This window comes from Akkermansia sp. N21169, from assembly GCF_029854675.1.
Lineage (GTDB): Bacteria > Verrucomicrobiota > Verrucomicrobiia > Verrucomicrobiales > Akkermansiaceae > Akkermansia.
Genome location: NZ_JARWNC010000037.1, coordinates 23,281 through 47,039, shown reverse-complemented (window position 1 = coordinate 47,039; position 23,759 = coordinate 23,281). Strand labels below are relative to the sequence as shown.

Genomic DNA, 23,759 nt, shown 5'->3' with positions numbered 1-23,759 from the left:
GAGTGACTGGAGATTAATGCCGAATGTGGACGGATTGAGGGGCAGGGACTTCCTGTGCATTCATTGTACTCAAAACCCGCCGGTATTCCATCGGAAACACCTTGACGAACTTTGGCAATACGTCATCCCATGATTCCAGGATACGGCGGGCCAGAGGGGAACCGGTTAGTTCCGCATGTTCCTCAATCAGGGAATGCAGGCGTGCCACATCCTCCGGTGCTTTGACCGGTTCCAGGTCAATAGTGGATAGGTTGCAGCGGCGGTCGAATGAACCGTCTTCGTCCAGCACATAGGCAAAACCGCCACTCATGCCTGCCCCGAAGTTAACCCCCGTCGGTCCGAGGACAACGACTGTACCGCCCGTCATGTACTCGCAGCAATGATTGCCTGTACCCTCGACGACTGTTGTTGCCCCGGAATTGCGGACGGCGAAACGTTCACCGACTGCACCATTGATAAATACCGTACCGTTGATTGCTCCATACAACAGGACATTCCCCGCAATGATGTTATCTTCCAGAGAATAGGTAGCCGCTTCAAAGGGGCGGACGATGATTCTGCCTCCGGAAAGCCCTTTACCCAGGTAGTCGTTGGCTTCCCCTGTCAGGGTCAAGGTAACTCCGTGAGCCAGAAAAGCTCCGAACGATTGTCCTGCCGTACCGCGGAAATGGAGACGGACAGTATCATCCGGCAATCCTTCATGACCGTAAGCCAGGGCGACTTTGCCGGACAACATGGTCCCGACGGAACGATCCGTGTTGGCTACCGGGAAAGCGGCTTCTACCGGGCGGCCCGACTCCAGTGCCGGACGGGTAAATTCCATGAATTTGCCGTCGAAGAAACGTTCGACTCCGTGGTCGTGCGGCGTTGTGAAACGAACGGGATGTCCTGACTGATTGGCAACGGGAGACAGAATGGACGAGAAATCGAGATTCCTCGTCTTCCAATACTCAATGGCCGGATTGATGTCCAGCAGGTCTGTTCTTCCTACAGCTTCATCGATGGAACGGAATCCGAGCCGAGCCAGGTATTCCCGGACTTCTTCTGCAACAAACATGAGGAAGTGGACAATATATTCGGGCTTTCCACGGAATTTTTTGCGGAGTTCCGGATCTTGGGTGGCCACACCGACCGGGCAGCTATTCTTTTGACAAACGCGCATGAGGACACACCCCATGGCGATCAAAACCGACGTAGCAAAACCGTACTCTTCCGCTCCCAGAAGAGTGGCAATGATCACGTCGCGCCCCGTCTTGAGCTGACCGTCCGTCTGCAGGCGGACGGAACCCCTCAGATTGTTCAGGACAAGAGTTTGCTGGGTTTCTGCAAGTCCCAGCTCCCAAGGGAGGCCTGCATGCATGATTGATGTCAGGGGAGAAGCTCCCGTGCCTCCGTCATGACCGGAAACCAGCACCATGTCAGCCCCACCCTTGGCGACGCCTGCCGCAACTGTTCCTACGCCGACTTCGGAGACCAGCTTGACCGATATCCGGGCTTCCGGATTGGCATTCTTCAGGTCGTAGATCAATTGAGCCAGGTCTTCGATGGAATAAATGTCGTGGTGAGGCGGGGGAGAAATCAAGGTTACTCCGGGCGTGGAATGACGCACGCGGGCAATTTCTTCATTCACTTTTCCTCCGGGAAGTTGACCTCCTTCTCCCGGCTTGGCTCCCTGGGCAATTTTGATTTGTATCTCCTTGGCGTGTGCCAGGTACTCTGCCGTCACGCCGAATCGGCCCGAAGCAACCTGCTTGATGGCGGAGCAGAGGGAATCCCCGTTTTCCAGGGGGATGTAGCGGGCTGGATCTTCTCCGCCCTCGCCGGAGTTGGACATGCTGCCGAGGCGGTTCATGGCAATGGCGATACTCTCGTGTGCTTCCCGGGAGATAGCACCCAGAGACATGGCGCCGCTGACGAATCTTTTGACAATTTGGAGAGCAGATTCCACTTCTTCAAGTGGGACTGGCGTCGTCTCCTTGAACCGGAACAATCCGCGCAAAGTGCAAAGGTTCTGCGAAGCATCGTCCATTTTCGCGGTAAATTCCTTGAATTTGCCGTAGTCGGCATTCCTGACGGCACGCTGGAAAAGTCCGATGAGTTCGGATGTCCAGAGGTGTTTTTCTCCTCCCTTACGGTACTTGTAGATTCCGGCGTTTTCCAGTTCGATATGTTCTTGGCGGGATGCTTCGTAGCGCATGAGCGTTTCTCGTCCCACTTCCTTTAACCCTATTCCGCCGACTCGGGATTCAGTTCCGGCGAAGTAGCGATCCACCATCGAACGATCCAGGCCGATAGCTTCAAAAACCTGAGCCCTCCGGTAGCTGCGCAAAGTGGAAATTCCCATTTTGCTCATGATTTTAAGCAATCCCTTGTCCAGGGCCTTGATGTAATTGGTAAGCGCCCGGGCTTCGGAAATGGATTCTCCCAGTGCTCCGTCCTGCCACAATTTCGTAATTGTCTCTATGGCGAGATAGGGGCAAATAGCCGTGGCACCGTACCCAAGCAACAGAGCAAAATGCATCGTTTCACGAGCTTCTCCGGTATCGACAATTAGGCCGGATCCCGTACGAAGTCCCAGATTGACGAGGTGGGCGTTGACGGCGGATACTGCCAGAAGCGATGGTATGGGAGCTTTGTCCGGCGGCAGATTGCGGTCGGAGAGGATGAGAATGGAATACCCTGTGCGCACTGCTTTTTCCGCCCGTGCACAAAGATCGTCCAGACCTGTTTCCAAAGAGTCGGGAGCCGAGGCATCGAATGAAAGCTCCAGGGTGAGAGAACGAAAATCCGGTTCCTTGCACTCTCGGAGGCGGTCCAGATCTCCGGATGTCAGGATGGGACGATCCAGTTTGATCAATCGCGCCATGGCGGGAGTTTCCTCCAGGATGTTGGGTGGGTTGCCGATGAAGGTGGTGAGCGACATGACAAGTTCTTCCCTGATCGGGTCAATCGGAGGATTGGTAACCTGCGCGAACAATTGCTTAAAATAGTTGAATAGCAGTTGGGGGCGTTCCGACATGACTGCCAGAGGCGTATCGTTACCCATGGAACCGATGGGATCGACGCCCGTTTTTGCCATGGGGGAGAGGATAAGTTCCAAATCTTCCTTCGTGTAGCCGAATAGAGCGTGGCGACTGGGCAGAAGTTCACGGTTGACGGTAGGTGCCATAACGGAATCGAAAAATCCGTGGACATGGATACGGTTTTCCTCGCACCAGCGACGATAGGGCTGGAGGCGAGAAACATGGGTTTTGATCTCGCTGTCATATGCAATGCGTCCGGCAGCAAAGTCGACCCAGAGCATTTGTCCGGGATGCAGGCATCCGCGGTTGATCACCAGAGCCGGCTCCTGGTCCAGAACGCCGGCTTCGGATGCCAGAACAAGCAATCCGTCACTTGTAACCGTGTAGCGCACCGGCCTCAGACCGTTGCGATCCACCATGGCCCCGGCGCCCAGTCCATCCGTAAAGCAAACGGCAGCCGGACCGTCCCATGGTTCCATGATACCGGCGTGGAAATCGAAAAATCCTCTGACGTCTTCACTCATGAAATGACGGCTTCCCCAAGCCTGGGGAATCAGCATCATCATGGCGTGAGGCAGGCTGCGACCGGCTCGGACAAGCAATTCCAGAACATTGTCAAGACAGGCGGAATCGCTTTGCCCGGAACGTATGACAGGCAGAATGCGGGAAATGTTTTCCCCGAACAGGGGGGAGGACAAAAAGTTTTCCCGGGAATTCATCTGATTGATATTGCCCTTGATTGTGTTAACCTCCCCGTTGTGTGCAAGCATGTGGAAAGGATGTGCCAGGGGCCAGGAAGGGAATGTATTAGTCGAATATCTCTGGTGGACGACGGCTACTGCGGAAACAAGCCTGGGATCCGTTAAATCCTGGTAAAACCGGGGAAGCTGAGGAGCCTTCAAAAGCCCCTTGTAGATGAGGGTTCGGGCCGAAAGACTGGCAATATAAAACCTGTCTCCCAGTTCCGGCAGAGCCTCGTCCATGGCTCGCTCTATTGTGCGGCGGAGAATATAAAGAGATCGTTCCAGATCTTCCCCCCGGAGTTGTTCGTTACCGGGGACGATGAAAAATTGGCGGATCGATGGAGCCGAAAGACGAGCTTGGACACCAATGGCATCCAGATTGACGGGGACGGTTCTCCATCCCAGGAGACGGAATCCGTCCTTGAGAATACAATCTTCTGCGATTTTCATGCATCTGCTTGCCAGAGAGTCATCTGTGGGTAGAAAAACACAGGCGGCACCGTAGCACCCCGGCTCTGGGAAAGATATGTCGGGACAACTGGCCTCAAGGAACGCATGAGGGAGCTGAATGAGGATGCCGGCACCGTCTCCGGTGTCCGGATCGCTGCCGGCGGCCCCGCGATGCAGGAGGCGTTCCAGCACGGTCATGCCTTTGAGGACGATGTCATGCGAAGCTCGGCCTTTAATATCGCAGACCATGCCGACGCCGCAAGCGTCGTGCTCGTGTTGAGGATGGTAAAGTCCTTGTGGTTGGGGGAGGTATGAACTGAATTGCATGTGGCTGGTGGGGTACGGTCGACCCGCATACAGCCGGGAAAGGGACGAGCAGGCGGGCCGACAGTGATGTTGATGGTTATCGGATATAGAGTAATTGGGCGTATGTCGGCACGGGCCAGACGGAATGGTCGGTTAGCGCTTCCAGGCTGTCGATGGTGAATCGCAGAGTGGCCATTGCCGATTTTTGGCTTTCGAATGAGTCGCAATGTTCCAGCGCTGCCAGCTGGGCAGGCAGATCATCGCAGAGTTTGCCGATGCTGGCGGCAATGCCGGCCAGGCATTCGCTTCCGGCGGACACATGGTTCGCGGACATGGAAGCGATAGTCTTGTGTAACTGGCAGAGGTACTTGGAAACAGCCGGGATGTAGAGTGTACGCACCATTTCCGCTGCTGTTTTTGCCTCAATGTCCAGTTCCTTACCGTAGATTTCCATTTGGGTTTCGTACCGGGCATGCAATTCGGAGGGAGACATGACTCCGTAATCGCTGAAAAGTTTCACTGTTTCCGGCAGTTCCAAAATGGCCAGGGCCTCCGGGGTTGTACGAAGGTGGGGCAAGCCGCGGCGTTCCGCTTCCTTGATCCATTCGTCACTGTATCCGTTTCCGTTGAAGATGATTCTCTTGTGCTTCTTCACGATGTCCCGGAGTGTTTCCTGCAGTGTACTGCGGAATTCGGGTTTGCCGGCAACAGGTTCCAGAATGGAAGCAATGCGATCAAGAGCTTCCGCAACAATCAAGTTCAATACGGTCATCGGCCAGGCACAGGTTTGAGAGGAACCGACGGCGCGGAACTCAAACTTGTTGCCGGTAAAGGCAAACGGGCTTGTGCGGTTGCGATCCGATGTATCCAGAGGGAACTCGGGCAGGGAATCGACTCCGATTTTCATGACTCCGCTTTGGCGGGATGCCACCGTCTGTCCTTGTTCGATCTGATTGATGATCTCGTCCAGCAGATCGCCCAAATAAATGGAGATAATAGCGGGGGGGGCTTCGTTGGCACCGAGGCGGTGATCGTTGCCTGCCTTAGCGACGGAAGCTCTCAGAAGATCGGCATGTTTGTCCACTGCTTCAATCACGGCGCACAGGAAAGTAAGGAAGATGGCATTTTCATGCGGGCTTTTGCCAGGGTTGAGTAAACTGCCGAATCCGGGGGCACCCAGGGACCAGTTGTTGTGTTTGCCGGATCCGTTGATGCCGTCGAAGGGCTTTTCATGGAAGAGGCATGCAAAGCCGTGCTTGGTCGCTGTTTTGCTGAGAACTTCCATGAGCTGCATGTTATGATCCACAGCCAAGTTGATTCCCTCGAAGATAGGAGCGATTTCAAATTGTGCCGGAGCGACTTCATTGTGGCGTGTTTTAGCCGGAATGCCGAGACGCCACAGGGATTCGTCTACTTCCGACATGAACTCCAGGATACGTTCCTTAATGCTGGCGAAGTAGTGGTCTTCCATCTGCTGGTGCTTGGGAGGAACATTGCCGAAAATGGTTCGTCCGCACATGATCAGGTCCGGTCTTTGAGTGTAGAGTTTAAGATCCACAAGGAAGTATTCCTGTTCCGCACCGAGACTGGAATTGACCACGATATCCGGTTTTTCTCCAAAGCAGGCTAGAATGCGCTGGGCTTGCCCGGTAACGGCTTTCATGGAACGGAGCAGGGGGGTCTTCTTGTCGAGAGCCTGTCCCGTGTATGAACAAAATGCGGTCGGAATGCACAGAGTTGCACTTCCGTTGGTCCTTTTAATAAAGGCGGGACTGGTGGGATCCCAGGCTGTGTAGCCGCGAGCTTCAAATGTAGCGCGAAGGCCACCGGAGGGAAAACTCGATGCATCCGGTTCTCCTTGGATCAGGCTCTTACCCGAGAACTCAAGAGAGGCCATTCCTCCGTCCATTTCCAAAAAGGCCTCGTGCTTTTCGGCCGTCGCGTCATTCAATGGCTGGAACCAGTGCGTATAATGGGTTGCTCCGTTACTGATAGCCCATTGCTTCATGGCTTCGGCAACTTCGTCGGCGATGCTGGAATCCAGCTTGCTTCCTTTCTTGATCGTATTGAGCAGATTCTTGTACACATCCCGGGAGAGGTAACGCTTCATTGTGCTGAGGCCGAAGACGTCTTTCCCGTAGATTTCTTCAATTCGGGATAAACCGGAGGCGGGATGTGCAGGGATTGATTCCATATTCATAGTGGGGATTGTGTTCCTGAATTAGTGTTCCGGTTTCTTGTCCGGACGCCTTTTTATTTGCAAATACCATGCCAACTTTTTAAAATTAATAGAGAGTACTGATAATGAATTAATTATGTGATATTAGTGATAATTATCCTTGAAACAATGAATGACAAATTTGGAATATCAACTTGATATATTACAAATTTGTCATACATTTTTGAAACAAAACGAGCCTAAAAAAGCAGGGCCGGATGCTTGAACACCCAGCCCTGCGAGGAAGAACGGTTTCGTTCAGGGAATCAGGCTTGTTCGACGACAACCCCGGTTTGTTCGATGTCGTGAAGTTCTTCTTCATCGACATTCTCATCCGTGATCAAAAGGTTAACTTTCGACAGGGGGATGGTGTAGTAGGAGGACGGTCCCTGCATGCTTGCGGAAGGACAGACGACGCACAGGGATTTCGTGAAGGGAAGAATCTTTTCAAAGAATTCCGCCTTGCCCTGGCTGGAAAATCCGGGACCGCGCGATGCCGAATACGAATCGGCGATGAGGATGATGTTGTCCAGTCCCATGTGTCCGAGCGAATCGGCAGCCCTGTGGCCGATGAAAAGGCCGGACTTGCGATCCAGCAATCCTCCGGTACAATATGCTTCGATATTGTTATTGGACTTGAGACGTTCGATCACCGTGGTGCTATTGGATACAACAGTCATATCTTCGGCCGGAAGGTAGGAAGCGATGAGATTACCCAGCGTGCCTCCGTCCAAAAAGATGGTCGAATGAGGTTGCATGTGTCTGACAACCGCCTTGGCAAGTTCCACATCATAGGTCGTATGCTTCAGCAGGTTTTCATTGCTCGTCTTTTTGTTCAACGAAACAGCGCCACCATGAACTCGCACGAGAAGACCGCTTTGCTCAAGTCTGATTAAATCGTTTCGCACCGTTTCATCGGTAACGTTCATCGATTTAGCAAGCTGGGTGGTTCTTGCTGCCCCTTGTTCTGCCAGTAGCCTCAAGATATATTCATTTCTTTCGGATGCCAGCAGCATTGCCCCTTTCTTTATTATTTTGGAATTGCCTTTCATGTACGATGTTAGGTTGCGTGTGTATGTGTGTAAGATTACCTTGGGATCGGATTTTCCTCTCCCAGATCCTCCACACGTTAGAATACAATATAAGAACAAACGTTCAAACTATTTTTTGAGAAAACTTTAGCATGAAGAGCTCGGCAGAAAATCAAATCGAATTAATCGTTCACTCGAATGGTGGATGGATCGAAGGATAATTGAGGGTATTCGCAGTTGAGAGAGCGCAATTTTTCGACAAGAATCCTTGTTACTATGAGGTTTCTGTACCATTTGCGATCGGCGGGGATAATATACCAAGGAGCGTGCTGGAAAGAAGTCGCCTCGATTAGCTCGCGATAAGCGCCCTGAAATTCGTCCCATCTGTTTCTGTCATCAAGGTCGTCCATTTGGAATTTCCAGACCTTGTCAGGGTTGCGCAGGCGACCTTCCAGGCGTGCTTTTTGTTCGCCCTTGGAGATATTGAGGAATATTTTAATGATCTCCGTACCCTCGCTGGCCAGCATATGTTCGAAGTCAATGACAGAGCGGTATCTTCTTTTCCAGACTTCGTCCGGGAAGATCCTCTTCACCTTGACAGCGATAATATCTTCGTAATGGGAGCGGTTGAAAACAGCTATCTGCCCATTTCCCGGGACTTCCCGATGAATGCGCCAGAGATAGTCATGGGCCAATTCGTCTGCGGTGGGTTTCTTGAAAGGAACGACGCGGAGGCCTTGGGGATCGATACCGGAAAAGACGTTTCTGATACAACCGTCCTTGCCTCCGGCATCCATGGCCTGGAAGACGACGAGAATACGGTGTTTGTTTTCTGCATACATCTTCCTTTGTAATTCCTGAAACTCCTTATTGAGGGTGTCAAACTCAATCAGAGCTTCTTCCTTGCTCCCGGAAAAAAGTGATTTGTCATCGGGGGCATAGTCTTTGAGATTGAGTTTGATGCCGGCCGGCACAAGATATCTGTCCATAACGGGAAGAGATTGATTAATAGGGTAAATATGTTGGGCTTCTGAAAAAAGCGGAGATTTGGACGGTGCCGTCAATTTGACAGACGGGAAAAATTCATCGAGGACCTTTTTGATAACCGAGCGTTTGAATTTTGGAAAGAGGTTGAGTTTCAATTCTTTCCGGTCAAACCATCTGATTTTTGAAAATTCGGGGCTCCTGTTGACGGATGTCTTGGGATTGTCCTTTTTGCAAATGAGCAGGAAGTAGGTTTGCTCCTGACCGATCCATTTGCCGCTTTTACTGTTGTTTTCCGGATACTTGTATCTCAGTCCGGAGAGCGTCTTGGCAATAATATAGTCACCCGGGCGTAAACCAACTTCTTCCCATACTTCCCGGGCCAGGGCATGTTCGATGGTTTCTCCTTTGACGGCACCTCCCTGGGGGAAATGCCAGTAAGTATTACGTCCTGCATCTTTGCCCAGGAGAACCTTGCCATCCGTACTCAGAATGACAGCGGCGGCATTCGGCCTCCAGGATTTGCCTTTGGGATCTTGAATCATGGCGGAGAAATGGGATATTATTGTGCCGCAGGAGGGGCGAGTTTCGCTTCCTCCTCGGTTGGCTGGGATACGGCATCCGTTTCAGGATCGTTCCAGATGAAATGCTCAAGCTTGATGCGGCGTGCCTTGTTGGCGGCTTCACGTGCCTTGGGTCCGGTTGTTTTGGAAAGACGGACGGCAAGATTCAAGGCAGCCTGCCAATCTTGACGCAGCTCGAGGATATGCAAGGCAGCAAAACCGGCGCTGTAGAACCAGTACCAATCGCGCTTATCCACGGAATGAGGGTCGGGCTTGTATTGGAGAATAGTCGAGTAATCATGCAGGGCGGCCTCCATATCTCCTTGCTTTTCGGCAAACTGGGCTCGTTGTGAAAGCGCTTTAAATTTCCAGTAGAGGTGAATGTTAGGCATCTCAAGCATCCTCGTGCAGAATTCCCGGGCTTTGGTCAGGGATTCGGGATCGGATTCTCCCAGAGAGGCCCAGGCATCGGCTTCTGTGGAAAGTGCCTGGAGGCGGATGGTCGATGGTAATTTACGCTGAAGAAGTTCGTTCAAGGATGCAATAGCTTCGCAGGACTTGCCGCTTCTGAGGAGGAGGGTAGCAATTTCCAGTTCCGAGGAGAGAGCCAGCTTGCCCGGCGTATGAGCCAGTTGCCGGAACAGGGTCAGTGCAGTATCCAGAGAACTCTGAGTATTGCATTGTTCCGCAGCTTTGCCTGCGAGAAACAGGGCTGCGCGTTGCAAGTCGGAATCGGGATATTGTGAAGCGAATGGCTGCAGCACAAGAAGAGCCTCGTTGAAGCTGCCGTTCTTATAGAGCAGTTCTCCCAGTTTCAATTGAATGGCATCGGCGCACGGAGCGTTGGGATACTGTTTCAAAGCCTTGCGCGCGGTAAAAATAGCTTCCGCCCAATTTTGCCGGATTTCCGGAACCATAATATTCAAGCGAATGAGGCGCAATTTTTGTTCTTCATCCATGTCGTCCTCTTTCAGCAGGGATATTTGCTGGACGGCTCCGTCTACATCCGGAGGATTGAGGTTCAGCATGACTTCCGCCATGTCGAGGCGGGCAGGAATCACCCAAGGTGAAGAGGGATAGTCGGCGATCATTTTCCGAAGTTCTTCCAGAGCCTCCGGCATCATCCTCTGGGCGGAATAGTGAGCCTGCTCATAGGCAAGGGCTTCTCGCAATTTGGAGTCCATTACCGTTTGTTGCATCACATCCTTAAGGGAACTCTTATCCGCCAGTTCCAGTGCCGTCAGGTTGGCATTGTAGAGGGCGGAGGAAATGAGATTGTCTCCTCCTCCGGTTCTAATTACGGATTTGAACGCATTGAGGGCATCATCGAAACGCTGCTGTTCATAGGCAATCCGTCCGGCCTCGAAGCGGACTGCAGCGGATTTGAAGCCGGGAAATTCTTTGATCAACGCATCGGCCTGATCGACAAGTCCCTGCTTGAGCAGGATACCGAGCGCTTTCAACAAGAGTGATTCGGAAACAGGATTGGCGGGAGATTTTTTAAGAGTTCTCCTGGTCAGGTCGATTATTTCCTCATAGTCCTTTTTTCCTGCCAGGACATCGCACAGGGCATAGGCAGCCAGAGGCTGGCGGGTATTGTCGGAACCGTTTGCCCAAGACGTCAGCTTTTCCAAAGCCTGCGGATTGGAAGAAAACGTTTTTTCCCGCATCAGGACTAAAAAGACATCCGTCAAAAGAGCGGAATCAGGATTGCTGGAAATGAAGGCAAGAAGTTGGTCTTCTCCCATATAATCCGTATTGTCCGTAGTTGCACTTCCCGTAGAAGCAGGGGCAGGGGAGGAGGATTCCGAACCGGAAGATGCATTTTCCCGTTCGATTTTCAGAAAGGCGGAGGCGACAAGAGCCAGGTCTTTTACCTTGTCCGGAGCATTTTTGGCAGAAGCAAGCGTTTTCAGTTCGTTTTGGGCTTCGTCCCATTGTCCCTGGCTGGCGAGAAGATTGGCATGTACGACTTGGGCAAGAGGCTTGATGACGGCCATCCATGAAGGTTCTTCACGGGGAGTCGGTTGTCCGGATCCAGCCTCGGGAGTAGACGGCGATTCCAGGAGGGGGGCCAGAGTTTTTGCTGCTTGCTCATATTCTTTTTTCCTGATCTGGAAGTCGGCAAGCCAGACAGCGGCCCGGGCGGACAATTCCCCTTGATTGAGAGCAACCAGGGAAGCCAGGCTGGCTTGAAGCAACTGGTAATCATGCAACCGACCGGCAATAACTGCTCGTGCCTGGAGAAAGTACGGGACCCATTCCGGAGATTGAGACAAGTCCGTCCGTACGAGCCATTGGAGGGCTTTAGACAGAGATCCCTGTCCAATCAATCCGATAGCAGTCCAGTAGTTGTTGGCCGGATTCTGAGGCAGGGAAGAAAGGAGTTCCAACCCTTCCTGATAGCTCCCGCCGCGGATCAGGGATTCTGCTAGATATTGACTGACAATGACTATCTGTTCCCGTGACCAATTTTTAGAATTGGCATCGAGCGATTTCCTGAAATGGCGAGCTGCAACAAGAGGGACATTGCTGCGGAGTGATTTCAATCCTTCCTGAAAGGAAGCTCCGGGGATTTTAATGCCGTCTCCTGTTGCAGTTCCTGATTCGGATTGTTCCGGTTCGGCCTGTGCCGGGAGAGCCACAGCCATATAGAGGCCGGCCATCATGCCGATCAGACAGGCATGTGCTGCTTTTCTGGTTGCCGTGGAGAGATAGGGTGATGAAAGCAGTAGGTACATGGACGAATTGTCTTGGTGGTCAGTTGTCCGACGAGTTTTCCGGAGCACTCATGGTTAAGAGTTTGATGTAACTTTTCCCGGAGGGTGTCAGGATGGGAGCTTTGCTGGAGCCCTTCACTCGGTTGACCGTTCTGTAAAGCTGTGAAAAGGGGTGTGGCACGGCACTAATGACAATAGGTTCGGCACATGGCTCCGCCGAAGGCGTGAAGGAAACAGGTACTCCGGAATCAGTCAGGGCAATCTCCCAGGAAGCGGGGTTGCTTGATCCCTGTTTGAGCAGAAATGGATATCGTTTTACCATGTCGGGAGTCCCCGCATTAGGTACGCGAACCGTATATTGGGGAGGGAGACCGGAAATGTACTGGCTTAGGTTGAAGGGTGTTCCGTCCTTGCAAATCATGAGAGCATCCACTGGATTGAATCCGGAGAGATTTAATCCGTTGAAAATACCATGCTTGTTCGGTGTGCCGAGTTTACGCCCGTCGTACCACTTCTGAAAGTTCCTGTTCAGCAGAAGGCAGAGTTCCAAATGAACATGGGCTCGCTCCTTGTTGATACCGACACCGGAATACCCCAGCTTCCCAATAGTATTGCCGGTACCAACGACATCTCCAGGCTTGCAATTCGTCGAGGCCAGGTGGGCATACAGGCTGTAAAGGGGGCCATCCGGCAGAGTGTGTTCGATAACGACATAACGCCCATAGGAACTATCCCTTGGGTTGTCGGATACATGGACGACGCGTCCGCCGGCAACAGGGTGCACCATGTCAAGAGGCGCACCCGTGGCATCTCTTTTCAGAGGTTTGATGTCAATGCCTTCATGAAATTTTGTAGCGACCGGCCCTGCTTGTGTCCGGACAAGAGTACGGGTGAATCCGTATTGGCCACCCTCCCAAGGTTTGCTTTTGACGCCCTCGAACGTACGGTCGACATACATGAAGAAATCTTCCGGCTTGTTGCGAAAGAGTGCGTCATTGGCCGTAGGCAGCCTTAACAGGATGGCATGAGCCGGAACCGCCATGCAGGATGCTGCAATGGTGATGCTGATTCCGGCAAGAATATTCCTGAATGAAGCCACGGGAAACTAAAAGTACGAATGTGGGAAGGGTAAACGAGCGGAGATTTAGAACCGTCCCCGTTTTTCGGAGATAACTTTACGTTCGTTTTTTTCCTTTTCCTTTTCAGCCCATTCCTGCGGGCTGATACTCAGGTTGGGTTTGGAGGAAGATGCCTGATCCAGTACGGGTTTTTCCCGTTCGGGATCCAAAGGCGGCACGACTTCGGCCAGGACTGCCAGGTCGGCAGGAGTAAAACCTCCCCAGACGACAAGTTTGCCATTCCTGATAGGTTCCTTATAGAGACGGATCAATTCCATGGGGTGCCCGTTGACCATGGGCAAAATATTGCTGCCGAGATTTTGTGTTGTGGTGGCTTCCACCCGTGACCAAAGGGGCTTTTTCACATTGAAGACAACACCGAATGTTCCATCTTCTGCCCGGAAGGAACGGTAGCTTTCGAAATCTTTCTGGGAAATAAACGGCGCTTTTTCAAAGGTCTGAGTTCCTTGACGAATGGTAAATTTATCGTTCGTTCCGAATGCTCTTCCGATATCCTGCGTATCTTCCATGTGGAAACTGACGGGAAACTTCGTTTCGCAGGAGCTTAAACACACGAACGTCAGAAGAAGAGGCAGTGCTTTCATGAAACCGATGATAGGCAATCATAAGCACGGGAAAAAGGAAAAAGTGAGCTATTTATGGCTTTCTTCACGAAAGAAGGTCTTGGATTTTCAGGATAATGTCGTCGACAGGGACGAGTTTTCCAGCACCCCGTACCCCGCATGCGAGAACTCCTTCCTCTGCCGGTCCGAGAATGTGGTGCTTGGGCCGGGCGGCCAGAATACTTGCGTTCTCTTGAGTGGCGGGGTGAGCCCACATCCATGTATTCATAGCCGGGCAGATGAGAACGGAAGCCCGCGTAGCCAGATAAGTAGATGTTAGCATGTCCGGAGCGGCTCCTCGCGCCATATTGGAGATGGTATTGGCCGATGCAGGGGCGACGACAAACAAGTCCGCCTTGACGGCAAGATCGATATGGGGCGGCATCCACTCGTCTTTCTCGTCCTCAAAGGAGGAAAACACCCGGTTTCGTGAAAGAGTCTGCAGGGTCAGGGGTGTGATGAATTCGAGGGCTTTCGCCGTGCAGACGCAATGGACTTCGTGACCAAATTTGACGAGACGGGAACAAATGTCGGCAGCCTTGTATGCTGCAATGGAGCCGGTGACTCCTAGAATAATGGTAGCCATGGTAAATTGGGAGGAGGATCAGGATTTAAGCATGTTCATGAAATCTTCTTCGGAGAGGATCGGAATACCGAGCTTAACGGCTTTGTCACGTTTGGAGCCTCCACCTTCTCCAGCCAGGAGATAACCTGTCGATTTGGAGATGGCGGAGAGAATTTTCCCTCCATTGTCGGTAATCAGTTTCTCAAAATGACTTCGGGGCTGACTGAGAGTTCCGGTCAGGACGAAACTTTTGCCGGACAAGGCGCCTGCCGGAGTTTCCAGCAAATTGAATCTGTAGGATTGGGAGGTGGGCTCAATGCCGAACTCCTTTAACCGGCGCAGGACGTCTTGCCCGGCTTGGGAGGAAAAGAAGTTCAGTACTTCCCGTGATGCTGCCGGCCCGATATCCGATCCATAGGCAGGAATCCCCCCCTGCTTCCCCTTCAACTCGCGGATGTAGCCGTGTTCCAAATAGGGGACGGCCAGGGAGGAATACTCTTGCAGCAGATGGGCAAATTCATCATGGATGGTCTCCATATCCTCAGGATGTTCCTTGATGCGTTTTTTATTGGCTCGCGTCTTGGGATTGGCTTCTTGGAGCTGTGCTGCCAATTCGTCGAGGCGAAGCAGGTCGTTCAGATACTGGGAAGAGGCCAAATCTGCCAGATCGCGGTGTGTGTCCGCCAGGGACTTGGCGACAACTTCTCCGACCTGGGGAATACCGAAAGCAATCAACCAGCGTTCCATACCCAGATGGGGTGATAGGCGGAGCGCCTCCAGTGCTTTTAATGCATTCTTTTCTCCATATCGTCTCGGCTCGTCTTCCGTGCCAAGGTTCAAATTGGCAAGTATATCGAGTTTCAGGGAAAATAAATCCAGGGGGGAGTGCGCTATGCCTCGGGCGACAAGGGCTTCAGCCACGCTGGTACCGATACTCTCCACATCCAGGGCTGCCCGTGAACAGAAATGGGAAATGCGGGAAACAGCCTGGGCCGGACAGGTGAAGTTGGTACACTTCCAGGCAACCATGCCTTCTTGTCGGGAGATCGGGCTTCCACACGCCGGACATACTCCATGGATGGCTTCTACGAGAGAATAAGGCTGAGAACCGGCAGGACGTTTGTCCATGTTGACTTTGATGACGGCCGGGATGATTTCTCCCGCTTTTTCGACAAGAACCGTATCGCCGATGCGAATGTCCTTGCGCACGATTTCATCTTGGTTGTGCAGAGTGGCGCGCGAAACCGTCGAACCGGAAAGATTGACAGGTTCCAGTTCCGCCACCGGGGTTAATACTCCCGTCCTGCCGACCTGGATGGAAATGTCCTTTAACAGTGTTTCCTTCTGTTCCGGTGGAAATTTGTAGGCGGCAGCCCATCTTGGAGCACGGGCCGTTGTTCCGAGCTTCAAGCGCAATCCCATATCGGATACCTTGACTACAGCCCCATCGGTACCGAAAGGGAATCCATGGCGTTCGCGGTCAATGCGCCGTACTGCTTCCCGTACTTCATCCAGAGTTGCCGCTTCGATAACCGGAGTATTACAGGGGAGTCCGCAGGATTGAAGGAGAGCCCAGAAATCCGAGGCAGACTTCAGTTCCGGTCCATGGTAATCGCCAAGTCCATGGGCAATAAAGGATAGAGGCCGCCTGGCTACTTGCCGGGAGTCCAGAAGTTTCAGCGTACCAGCAGTCGCGTTGCGTGGATTGGCGAAAGCGGGCAATCCTTCGAGATCGCGCTCGGCATTAAGCCGGGCAAAGCCTTCGCTGGGCATGAAGACCTCTCCCCGGACTTCCAATATTTCGGGAGCCTCTGCCGGTAAAGTCAGGGGAATTTTCCGTATCGTCCTGATGTTGGAGGTAATATCATCCCCTATATCCCCATCCCCCCGGGTAGCCGCATAGGCAAGGGAACCGTTCCTGTACATCAGAGTAACGGCGACACCGTCAATTTTGGGTTCGACCGTTACCAGGACATTTTCTACCCCCAGGGTTTTAACCGTGCGTTCGTAGTAATCGATGAGTTCTGCATCGGGAACCAGTTCGTCCGGATGTTCGAATACATCGTCAATGGACAGCATGGGGACTGCATGGCGGATCTGGTTGAACCCTTCCAGAGGAGCTCCTCCCACACGCCTGGTAGGAGAATTGGGGGAGTCCAGTTCCGGATGCTCTTTCTCCATATCCTCCAGTTCGCGGAACATGGCATCATACTGGGCATCCGATATTTCCGGATCAGCATCCTCGTAGTACAAGCGATTATGACGTTCCAGTTCACTGCGTAGCCATGCGATTTGTTGGGAGACCGATTGAGCAGGATCAACAGGGGTAGAGGAGGACATCTGCCTTTCGGGTGGGTTGAATAAGTCGAAAAAATCGTCGCTCATAAGATGGAAATAGGAAAATGAAATAATGAGGGAAGAGGAGATTACAGTTTATTGGCGGCTTCTCGTCCGAATGCCGTTTTAGGATACCGTTTCGCGGTTTCCCTCCAATAGGCGGCCGCTTTGTCGGGACGGTTCAGACGGGTCTTGTAGATTTTTCCGATGCGATAAAGAAAGAAAGCCCTGTCTTCCCGGTTCCAACGACGGGAACGGGAACATTTCTCCAAGACTTCGATAGCCCGGACATAGTCCTCCATCGGATCAATTAAAAAGGAAATATACATGTCCCATGCCCGCATAAATCCTTTATGCGTTTCGGCATAATGTTCCAGAATCCGGCAGGCTCCGGGTATGTCGCCAGCCTGTTCCAACTGTCGGGCTGCCTCTACCTCGATGTCTTCTCCCGCATTGGAGTGGGAGGAATAAAAGAAACCGGATACGATCTCACCCACCCAGGGGAAAGTCCACTTCCAAAGGATCCATGCCTCCAGAATGCCGAATGCAATCCCGATCAGAAGGGATAAGTAAATATCAATATCGAACTGAAGGATCTGCTGGGCAGCAACGAGGGGTAGGGTAAAAAGGACGAGGTTTCGGAATGTGTCTGTAATATATTGCCTCGTTGTTTTCATGGTTGTTCCACGACAAAGCCGGCGCGTTTCGCCGCCACTTTGGCTCTCTTCAGGTTGACTTCGGCATCTTTGTTGCCGAGTTTGGCGGCTTCGCCATACCACTTGATGGCATCTTCCAGATTGCGGGGCATGCCGGAGCCGAGTTCACACATGGAAGCAAGATTGTTCATAGCCTTGGTATCTCCTTTGTCCGCACCCTGGGTGTAATACTTGTAGGCCGTCGTCAAATCGCGCTGCGTACCGATGCCTTCTTCGTACATGTAACCGAGCATGAAATCCAGAGAAGGAGTGTCGGGGTAACCGGCTTCCACCTCCTTGAGCATCGTGAAGGCTTGGTCCGGATTTTCTTTCATTCCCATCCCCTTCATCATGTAACGGGCATATTCTACCTTTGCTGCCGGAAACCCGAGGGCGACGGCTTTCTCCACCCATTCCCGGGCCGTATTGATGTCGCGTGGCACACCGAAACCGATTTCGTAGTATTTTGCAAGCTTGAGCATGCCTGTGACTCCTCCCATGTTGGCAAGAACCGTTGCGTAGCGGACGGACTTGTCCTCGTCGCACGGCACGTTGTAATTATTATCCTGATAATACTTGGAAAGAGTGTCGAGAGCTTCGAAGCTACCCTGATCTGCCGCTCTGGTCAACATGCTGATCCCCCCCGGGGCATCCTTGTCTTCCTCCACCAGCTCAATACCTCTGCTGAGGAGCAAATCCAGCTGTCCGCGGTCACACAGGGCGCGTATCCACTTTTTCTCCTGATCTTTGGCGGCGGCTTCAGCCTCGGGATCGTTTTCTTCGGCATTACGCATGGTATTGAGGAGAATTTCAATCGCATCGATTTGCCCAAGGTCGGCTGCCTTATGGAGCCACTCAAGACCTTCTTTCGTCCGGTTCGACGAGTCGAGATCATACAGAAGAGCCTTGCCGTAAACAGTCATGCCTTCCGGGTCTCCTGCCTCTGCCGCTTCCCGGGCATATTTGATGCCTCCTTGGATATCTCCATCATCGGCGGCTTGGCTGAAAAGATACAGATAGGCCAGGGAAGCGGCAGCACGGATATCTCCATGATCCGCCTTACTGGTCAGAGCATGTGCCCAGTGGATGAATTCCTCTTCTTCAGGAGGGGGAAGAAGGGAGATCAGGGCATCCATCGCATACACGTCTCCCTGACGAGCCAGATCCCGGCAGGCTTCTACCAGCTTTTTGATTTCTGTCGATTCCTCCTCGGGATTTTCCGCTTTCCATGCATCGGGATGGGTCAAGGCATCCAGGTAAAGAGCAACAGCAGGATGTTCGGATGGCTTGGCGCAATTCAGCCATTTTACAGCCCAGTAATTAGCCTCCATCGCTTCAGGGGAACGGTTTTCTCCCATATCGCCTTGAAGCATCCAATGGCGTGCAAGAACCAGGGCTGCCATGTAGTCGCCTTCCTGAGCGGCTTTTTGAAGTTCTAGAGTACTCCAGCCGGAATAGGGTAGTTTTTGACATACTTCTTTCCATGTAGGAACGGCCTGGGGCGACGCCTGGTCGAGTTGCTGGGCAAAGGACGAGGAAACTATGCCTGCTGACATCATCAGCAGAACTGTTCCGGAATAGAAAAGTATTTGCTTACCCTTGAAGAACATCTCGGTTCTCAGAATAGCACGGCATCCCGTAACAACGCAAATTCATTGCAAGTCAAAGTATCGTTTTTTTTGTCCTTGTTTACAAAGAATCCGACGGAATTGGAAAATGCCGGAAATAGAAATTGGGGATTCCTCCTTCTCTCAGAAAGCAGAAATCCCCAATAATGAATGGAAAACCTAGAAGATAGCCCTGATCAGCTCCTGTCCGTATTCCGAACATTTCAGCTCCCGTGAGCCGGGTATCATTTCCGCCAGATCGAAGGTAACGGTTTTGCGGGAAATAACTTCGTCGATAGCCCGGATCAACAGGTCGGCCGCTTCCGTCCACCCCATGTAACGGAGCATCATTTCAGCGGACAAAATGAAGGAACTGGGATTAGCCTTGTCCAAACCGGCCAGCTTGGGCGCCGTACCGTGCGTAGCTTCGAAGACGGCGTGTCCGGTGAGGTAATTGATGTTGCCTCCGGGGGCAATGCCAATGCCTCCGACCTGGGCTGCCAAAGCGTCGGAGATATAGTCTCCATTGAGATTGAGGGTAGCGACGACGTCAAATTCTTCGGGGTGCAAGAGAATGTCCTGCAGGAAAGCGTCAGCGATGCTGTCCTTGATAAGGATGCCGTTAGGCAGTCTCATCCATGGGCCTTCGCCAATCTTTTCGGCACCGTATTCACGTTCCGCCACGGCATAGCCCCAGTCGCGGAATCCACCTTCGGTAAATTTCATGATGTTACCCTTATGCACGAGGGTTACACTCTTGCGGTCATTGGCCAGAGCATAGTCGATGGCGGAACGCACGAGGCGTTCCGTTCCTTCACGGGAAACAGGCTTGATCCCGAACCCGGAACTCTCCGGAAAACGTACTTTGGAAAATCGATCGGGGAAGGTTTCCTGCATCAGGGAGATGAACTTCCGGCAGTCTTCCGAACCTTCCTTGAACTCGATACCTGCGTAAATATCCTCCGTGTTTTCGCGGAAAACGACCATATCCACCTTTTCAGGAGCCTTGACCGGAGTTTCAATTCCTTTGAAATAACGTACGGGACGCTGGCAGACAAAAAGATCAAGTCCCTGGCGCAGGGCGACATTCAGACTGCGGATACCGCCGCCGACAGGCGTTGTTAACGGTCCCTTGATCCCGATAAGATACGTACGAAACGCTTCCATCGTCTCGTCGGGAAGCCAGGTCCCAAGATTATCGAAAGATTTTTGACCGGCATAGACCTCATACCAGGCAATCTGCCGTTTCCCGCCATAGGCCTTGTCTACAGCTGCGTCGATCACGCCCGATGCGGCAGCCCAGATGTCGGGGGCCGAACCGTCGCCAATAATAAAAGGAACAATAGGACAGTCGGGCACCTGCAACTGCCCGTTCATCATGGTAATTGCCTGTCCGTCTGACGGTGGAATGAATGAAAGCTCAGTCATGACAGGGCGATACCTACATGGACGGGCCAGGTATGGCAAGCTTTATTTCCCTGACGGCATGACCGGTGTCCTGACGTTGTTTTCTTCCCGGAATACCTGGACTAGCCGCCCATCCTTGGAAAATTCAAATCCGTAGAAGACATCGGAAGAATTCGAATACAACTTTCCGACGAAATTCGTCTCGCCATCACCGAGAGAATAATCAACCTTCAGCTGATTGCCGACAATACCGCGTTCTTTCAGAACAGCAACGAAAATTTTCCGCATGCACTCTTCCGTTTTCGGGTAGAAGGCATCCATATAATACTTCATGGCCTCATCCCGGTTGGGCGGCGTTCCCCAGCCATGGTCATAGCACATACCCATGGCGTACTTGTAGGCATCCTTCATCACATCGGGAACAATGTCAATTTGTTGAAGGAGATCAAAGGATTTCTTCCTGGTTTCCTCACCCCCCTGTTCCTGCCATTCCATAACCTGCATCATCCTGGCCCAGGTCATTTCCTGGGCCAATCCCTTTTTAAGAATAACTTCCCGTTCTTTCTCCGGAATGGAAGCAATGGCATTTTGGATATCATCGTCGAGACTGGTTCCCGATCGGTTGAGCCATGCTTTGTAAAACATGATCAAAGCCTTCTCCTTGTCCTGGTCCATGCCAATGCCGTCGCGAGCGCAGATACCGATATTCAAGAGGGATTTTGAAACCCTCGGATATAGATTCCAAATATTCAGTGCTTCGTAGATATCCTGCCCGACCATGCGGCCATCGCGGTACAAGTCCGCCAATTCAAAATCAGCCCAGGTGTTTCCTAGATCCGAGGCATGCCTCAGTTGGGCGAGAGCTCCTTCCGGGTCGTACAAATCCGGGTACGTGTCCGGGTCGGATTTTATGGAATACACGGACTTGATTGCACGGAAGTTATCCTGTTTTGCCGCTTCTTCGTAATACTGCAACGCCTTTGTCGGATCTTCCTTTACCCACATGTTGCCCTTGTCCATGAGTTCTTCACAGGAGGTGGAAGATTCCGGAATCCACAGAAAACATCCGATAATCATGATCGTCATGATTGAGAACAACAACTTATCCGGTATCGATCTCCCCTTGATGGAAAGATTGTGCCGTTTAACCAGAGACCGCAGTTCATCTACCTGTTCCGGAGTGATGTGTGCCTTGGTCAAAGTCAGAACGGGGAAATGGTCAATGAGTAAAACGAACAAGCCAGACGTTTCTCGTACGGAAGTGAACAGATCCCAACTGTATCGAGCATGCAGGCCGTCACTTGCTGTGAGTCGGATTTTTTCTTCATCCAGTTCCACATTGTATGAGATTTCTCCAATGCATTCCGTATTCATCGCCTGAATACCTCCACATGTGTAAAGCTGCTGGAGGCGCCACCATGCAACGACCAAGGCTGCCGAAGGCATCAACAGATGCATGCCATATCCGTTATTTCTGAACAAAACACAAAAAGCGGCAACAATAAAAAAAGAAATAGTCAAGTGAAGCTTCCTGCGGCGGGCTACCCAAATGCGGGACAAGCCTCGGAAGGCTTTTTTGTCAAATGGTGGAATGTGAAATTTCATATCTGCAGGGTCTCCCGTTGGATGGAATGGAATTCCAGAATATCTTTCAACTGGCTTGTTGTTTCTTCCGTCAGGATTTCCCATGGGAGCACGGCAATAATGCGGGCTTTCCCATATTTAATGAGAATCCCGGATGGAAGCCTGACATACCCTGACAGACGAGGGTAGGGGATGCGTTCCGACAGCAGATCATGGAATGTCACGGTCAGAGCATCATGCCCGAAACAGTACCGTTTTTCGTAACTCCCTTTCGACAAATAGGAGGCATATTGACGAGCCCATTTCCATGCATGAAGAGGCAAAGTCGAAAGAATAATCAATGCGAGGCCTAACCCAAAAAAAATGATGGGGAAACAGGAAGAATAAGGGATGTCGTTCATGATGGAAGCCGCAATAAGCAGGCAACCTGCAACCCTGTAGTTCCGGATTGATATTTTGCGTTGCCCGGTCAACAAATAATATTCCTCCATGAACGTTTCCCAGACAGCTCGCTTTTGCGGTGGCACTTCCAACGTTAAGACAGGATGCGGTTCTTCCTCGGACATGTGACTTTCATGTATACCACGATTCTCTCAAAGAGAAAACCCAATTTTCACGTGCGCATGATCGAAAAAATCTGTACATCCGTATGAATTGGACTATGTACTTAAGGGCGTTACCGCAGTTCCCCGGAACGGTTTGCGGTAAAAAACAAAGATTTTTATGGATACCAAGGAATTTGATCTGATCTCGTTCGGGGAAGTGATGCTGCGCCTTTCGCCACCACGCCATGCACGTATTGTGGACGGTGATATTTTCGAAAAGCGGGCTGGGGGAGCTGAGTTGAATGTCGTCTCGGGAGTTGCTCTTCTGGGACTGAGAACGGGGATTATTTCCCGCCTGCCCCAGAACGAACTCGGTACGTTTATCAAGAACCGTATCCGTTTCGTCGGAGTATCCGACGATTTCCTCCTGTACGATTCATCGGATGATGCCCGTCTGGGTACCTATTACTATGAAATGGGAGCCGCTCCACGGAAACCAACGATTGTTTATGATCGCAAGGGAGCATCCATCACACGGATCAGCCTGGATGAGATTCCGGATGGCGTCTATTCCTCCGCCAGCATGTTCCATACAAGCGGCATCAGTCTGGCCCTGTGCGAAAACATGCGTCATGTCGCCGTGGAATTGATCCGCCGTTTCAAAGAGCAGGGCGCCATGATTTCCTTCGACGTCAACTACAGGGCCAACCTTTGGGATGAGGACACGGCCCGGGAAACAATTCTGAGTATCCTCCCGATGGTAGATGTCTTGTTTGTTTCCGAGGAATCCAGTCGTCGCATGTTCCGGAAAATAGGAACCCTCCACGATATCATGAAGAGTTATGCCGACGAATTCGGCATCAAGATCATCGCCTCCACCCAGCGTACTGTCATCAGTCCGCGCAAACACGATTTCACTTCGGTTCTCTACAGTGCCGCAGAGGATACCTTCTACACGGAAAAACCGTACCAGGGAATTGACGTCATTGACCGCATCGGATCCGGTGACGCCTATGTATCGGGTGTTCTTTTCGGATTGCTGAAATACGGGGATCCGTTCAAGGCCATGCAATTCGGGAACGCTACATCCAGTGTCAAAAACACGGTGCCGGGAGATCTCCCTTCATCGGACTTCAAGGAAATAGACCGTATTATTGACGAGCACAACGCTACGGGGCCAGTCAGCGAGATGAACCGTTAAAATTGAGATGGTGTCATGCGCCCGGATTGACAAAGGATG

At 51.9% G+C, this 23,759-nt stretch carries 15 protein-coding genes; 1 reads left to right on the top strand and 14 read right to left on the bottom strand.

The features are described from left to right. Positions 1-13 precede the first annotated feature (13 nt). The 14 genes from gltB to QET40_RS05935 all read right to left on the bottom strand — a co-directional run bounded on the left by gltB (position 14) and on the right by QET40_RS05935 (position 22,540). The gene (gltB, locus tag QET40_RS06000; protein ID WP_280126267.1) at positions 14-4,543 is read right to left on the bottom strand and encodes a glutamate synthase large subunit; all 4,530 of its coding nucleotides are present in this window, start codon (positions 4,541-4,543) and stop codon (positions 14-16) included. Positions 4,544-4,619: 76 nt separating this feature from the next. Then, positions 4,620-6,722, bottom strand: a complete 2,103-nt coding sequence (locus QET40_RS05995) for a glutamine synthetase III (protein ID WP_280126266.1) — start codon at positions 6,720-6,722, stop codon at positions 4,620-4,622. Between the two features lie 284 nt (positions 6,723-7,006). Beyond that, complete coding sequence (locus QET40_RS05990; RefSeq protein WP_280126265.1) at positions 7,007-7,792, bottom strand: DeoR/GlpR family DNA-binding transcription regulator; 786 nt, start codon at positions 7,790-7,792, stop codon at positions 7,007-7,009. Between the two features lie 161 nt (positions 7,793-7,953). Next, the gene (locus QET40_RS05985; RefSeq protein ID WP_280126264.1) at positions 7,954-9,300 is read right to left on the bottom strand and encodes a PPK2 family polyphosphate kinase; all 1,347 of its coding nucleotides are present in this window, start codon (positions 9,298-9,300) and stop codon (positions 7,954-7,956) included. Between the two features lie 17 nt (positions 9,301-9,317). Continuing rightward, the gene (gene bamD, locus QET40_RS05980; RefSeq protein WP_280126263.1) at positions 9,318-12,059 is read right to left on the bottom strand and encodes an outer membrane protein assembly factor BamD; all 2,742 of its coding nucleotides are present in this window, start codon (positions 12,057-12,059) and stop codon (positions 9,318-9,320) included. 19 nt (positions 12,060-12,078) lie between these two features. Next, positions 12,079-13,137 (bottom strand): M23 family metallopeptidase, encoded by a 1,059-nt coding sequence (locus QET40_RS05975; protein ID WP_280126262.1) that lies wholly within the window; start codon positions 13,135-13,137, stop codon positions 12,079-12,081. 45 nt (positions 13,138-13,182) lie between these two features. Next, complete coding sequence (locus QET40_RS05970) at positions 13,183-13,761, bottom strand: hypothetical protein (protein ID WP_280126261.1); 579 nt, start codon at positions 13,759-13,761, stop codon at positions 13,183-13,185. A 64-nt stretch (positions 13,762-13,825) separates the two neighbouring features. Then, complete coding sequence (locus QET40_RS05965) at positions 13,826-14,365, bottom strand: flavoprotein (RefSeq protein WP_280126260.1); 540 nt, start codon at positions 14,363-14,365, stop codon at positions 13,826-13,828. A gap of 18 nt (positions 14,366-14,383) precedes the next feature. Continuing rightward, positions 14,384-16,729, bottom strand: a complete 2,346-nt coding sequence (ligA, locus tag QET40_RS05960) for an NAD-dependent DNA ligase LigA (RefSeq protein ID WP_280126259.1) — start codon at positions 16,727-16,729, stop codon at positions 14,384-14,386. A 41-nt stretch (positions 16,730-16,770) separates the two neighbouring features. Then, the gene (locus QET40_RS05955) at positions 16,771-17,358 is read right to left on the bottom strand and encodes a tetratricopeptide repeat protein (protein ID WP_280126258.1); all 588 of its coding nucleotides are present in this window, start codon (positions 17,356-17,358) and stop codon (positions 16,771-16,773) included. Continuing rightward, entirely contained in the window at positions 17,355-18,935 is a 1,581-nt protein-coding gene (locus QET40_RS05950) for a tetratricopeptide repeat protein (protein ID WP_280126257.1), read from the bottom strand. Before QET40_RS05950 ends, QET40_RS05955 begins: the two co-directional genes overlap by 4 nt. 228 nt (positions 18,936-19,163) lie before the next feature. Then, positions 19,164-20,411 carry an NADP-dependent isocitrate dehydrogenase gene (gene icd / locus QET40_RS05945; protein ID WP_280126256.1) on the bottom strand — a complete coding sequence of 416 codons (1,248 nt, stop codon included), beginning with the start codon at positions 20,409-20,411 and terminating at the stop codon, positions 19,164-19,166. Positions 20,412-20,453: 42 nt separating this feature from the next. Next, positions 20,454-21,995 (bottom strand): YcxB family protein, encoded by a 1,542-nt coding sequence (locus QET40_RS05940; RefSeq protein WP_280126255.1) that lies wholly within the window; start codon positions 21,993-21,995, stop codon positions 20,454-20,456. After that, positions 21,992-22,540, bottom strand: a complete 549-nt coding sequence (locus QET40_RS05935; RefSeq protein WP_280126254.1) for a hypothetical protein — start codon at positions 22,538-22,540, stop codon at positions 21,992-21,994. The genes QET40_RS05940 and QET40_RS05935 overlap by 4 nt, the downstream gene beginning before the upstream one ends. Before the next feature lie 157 nt (positions 22,541-22,697). On the opposite strand from QET40_RS05935, the gene QET40_RS05930 reads away from it, so the two are divergent. Beyond that, positions 22,698-23,720, top strand: a complete 1,023-nt coding sequence (locus QET40_RS05930; protein ID WP_280126253.1) for a sugar kinase — start codon at positions 22,698-22,700, stop codon at positions 23,718-23,720. Positions 23,721-23,759 lie beyond the last annotated feature (39 nt).

Excerpts from the sequence above, each read along its gene's own strand:
- gltB (WP_280126267.1), bottom strand. The coding sequence starts at position 4,543 with ATGCAATTCAGTTCATACCTCCCCCAACCACAAGGACTTTACCATCCT.
- QET40_RS05995 (WP_280126266.1), bottom strand. The coding sequence starts at position 6,722 with ATGAATATGGAATCAATCCCTGCACATCCCGCCTCCGGTTTATCCCGA.
- QET40_RS05990 (WP_280126265.1), bottom strand. The coding sequence starts at position 7,792 with ATGAAAGGCAATTCCAAAATAATAAAGAAAGGGGCAATGCTGCTGGCA.
- QET40_RS05985 (WP_280126264.1), bottom strand. The coding sequence starts at position 9,300 with ATGATTCAAGATCCCAAAGGCAAATCCTGGAGGCCGAATGCCGCCGCT.
- bamD (WP_280126263.1), bottom strand. The coding sequence starts at position 12,059 with ATGTACCTACTGCTTTCATCACCCTATCTCTCCACGGCAACCAGAAAA.
- QET40_RS05970 (WP_280126261.1), bottom strand. The coding sequence starts at position 13,761 with ATGAAAGCACTGCCTCTTCTTCTGACGTTCGTGTGTTTAAGCTCCTGC.
- QET40_RS05965 (WP_280126260.1), bottom strand. The coding sequence starts at position 14,365 with ATGGCTACCATTATTCTAGGAGTCACCGGCTCCATTGCAGCATACAAG.
- ligA (WP_280126259.1), bottom strand. The coding sequence starts at position 16,729 with ATGAGCGACGATTTTTTCGACTTATTCAACCCACCCGAAAGGCAGATG.
- QET40_RS05955 (WP_280126258.1), bottom strand. The coding sequence starts at position 17,358 with ATGAAAACAACGAGGCAATATATTACAGACACATTCCGAAACCTCGTC.
- QET40_RS05950 (WP_280126257.1), bottom strand. The coding sequence starts at position 18,935 with ATGATGTCAGCAGGCATAGTTTCCTCGTCCTTTGCCCAGCAACTCGAC.
- icd (WP_280126256.1), bottom strand. The coding sequence starts at position 20,411 with ATGACTGAGCTTTCATTCATTCCACCGTCAGACGGACAGGCAATTACC.
- QET40_RS05940 (WP_280126255.1), bottom strand. The coding sequence starts at position 21,995 with ATGAAATTTCACATTCCACCATTTGACAAAAAAGCCTTCCGAGGCTTG.
- QET40_RS05935 (WP_280126254.1), bottom strand. The coding sequence starts at position 22,540 with ATGTCCGAGGAAGAACCGCATCCTGTCTTAACGTTGGAAGTGCCACCG.
- QET40_RS05930 (WP_280126253.1), top strand. The coding sequence starts at position 22,698 with ATGGATACCAAGGAATTTGATCTGATCTCGTTCGGGGAAGTGATGCTG.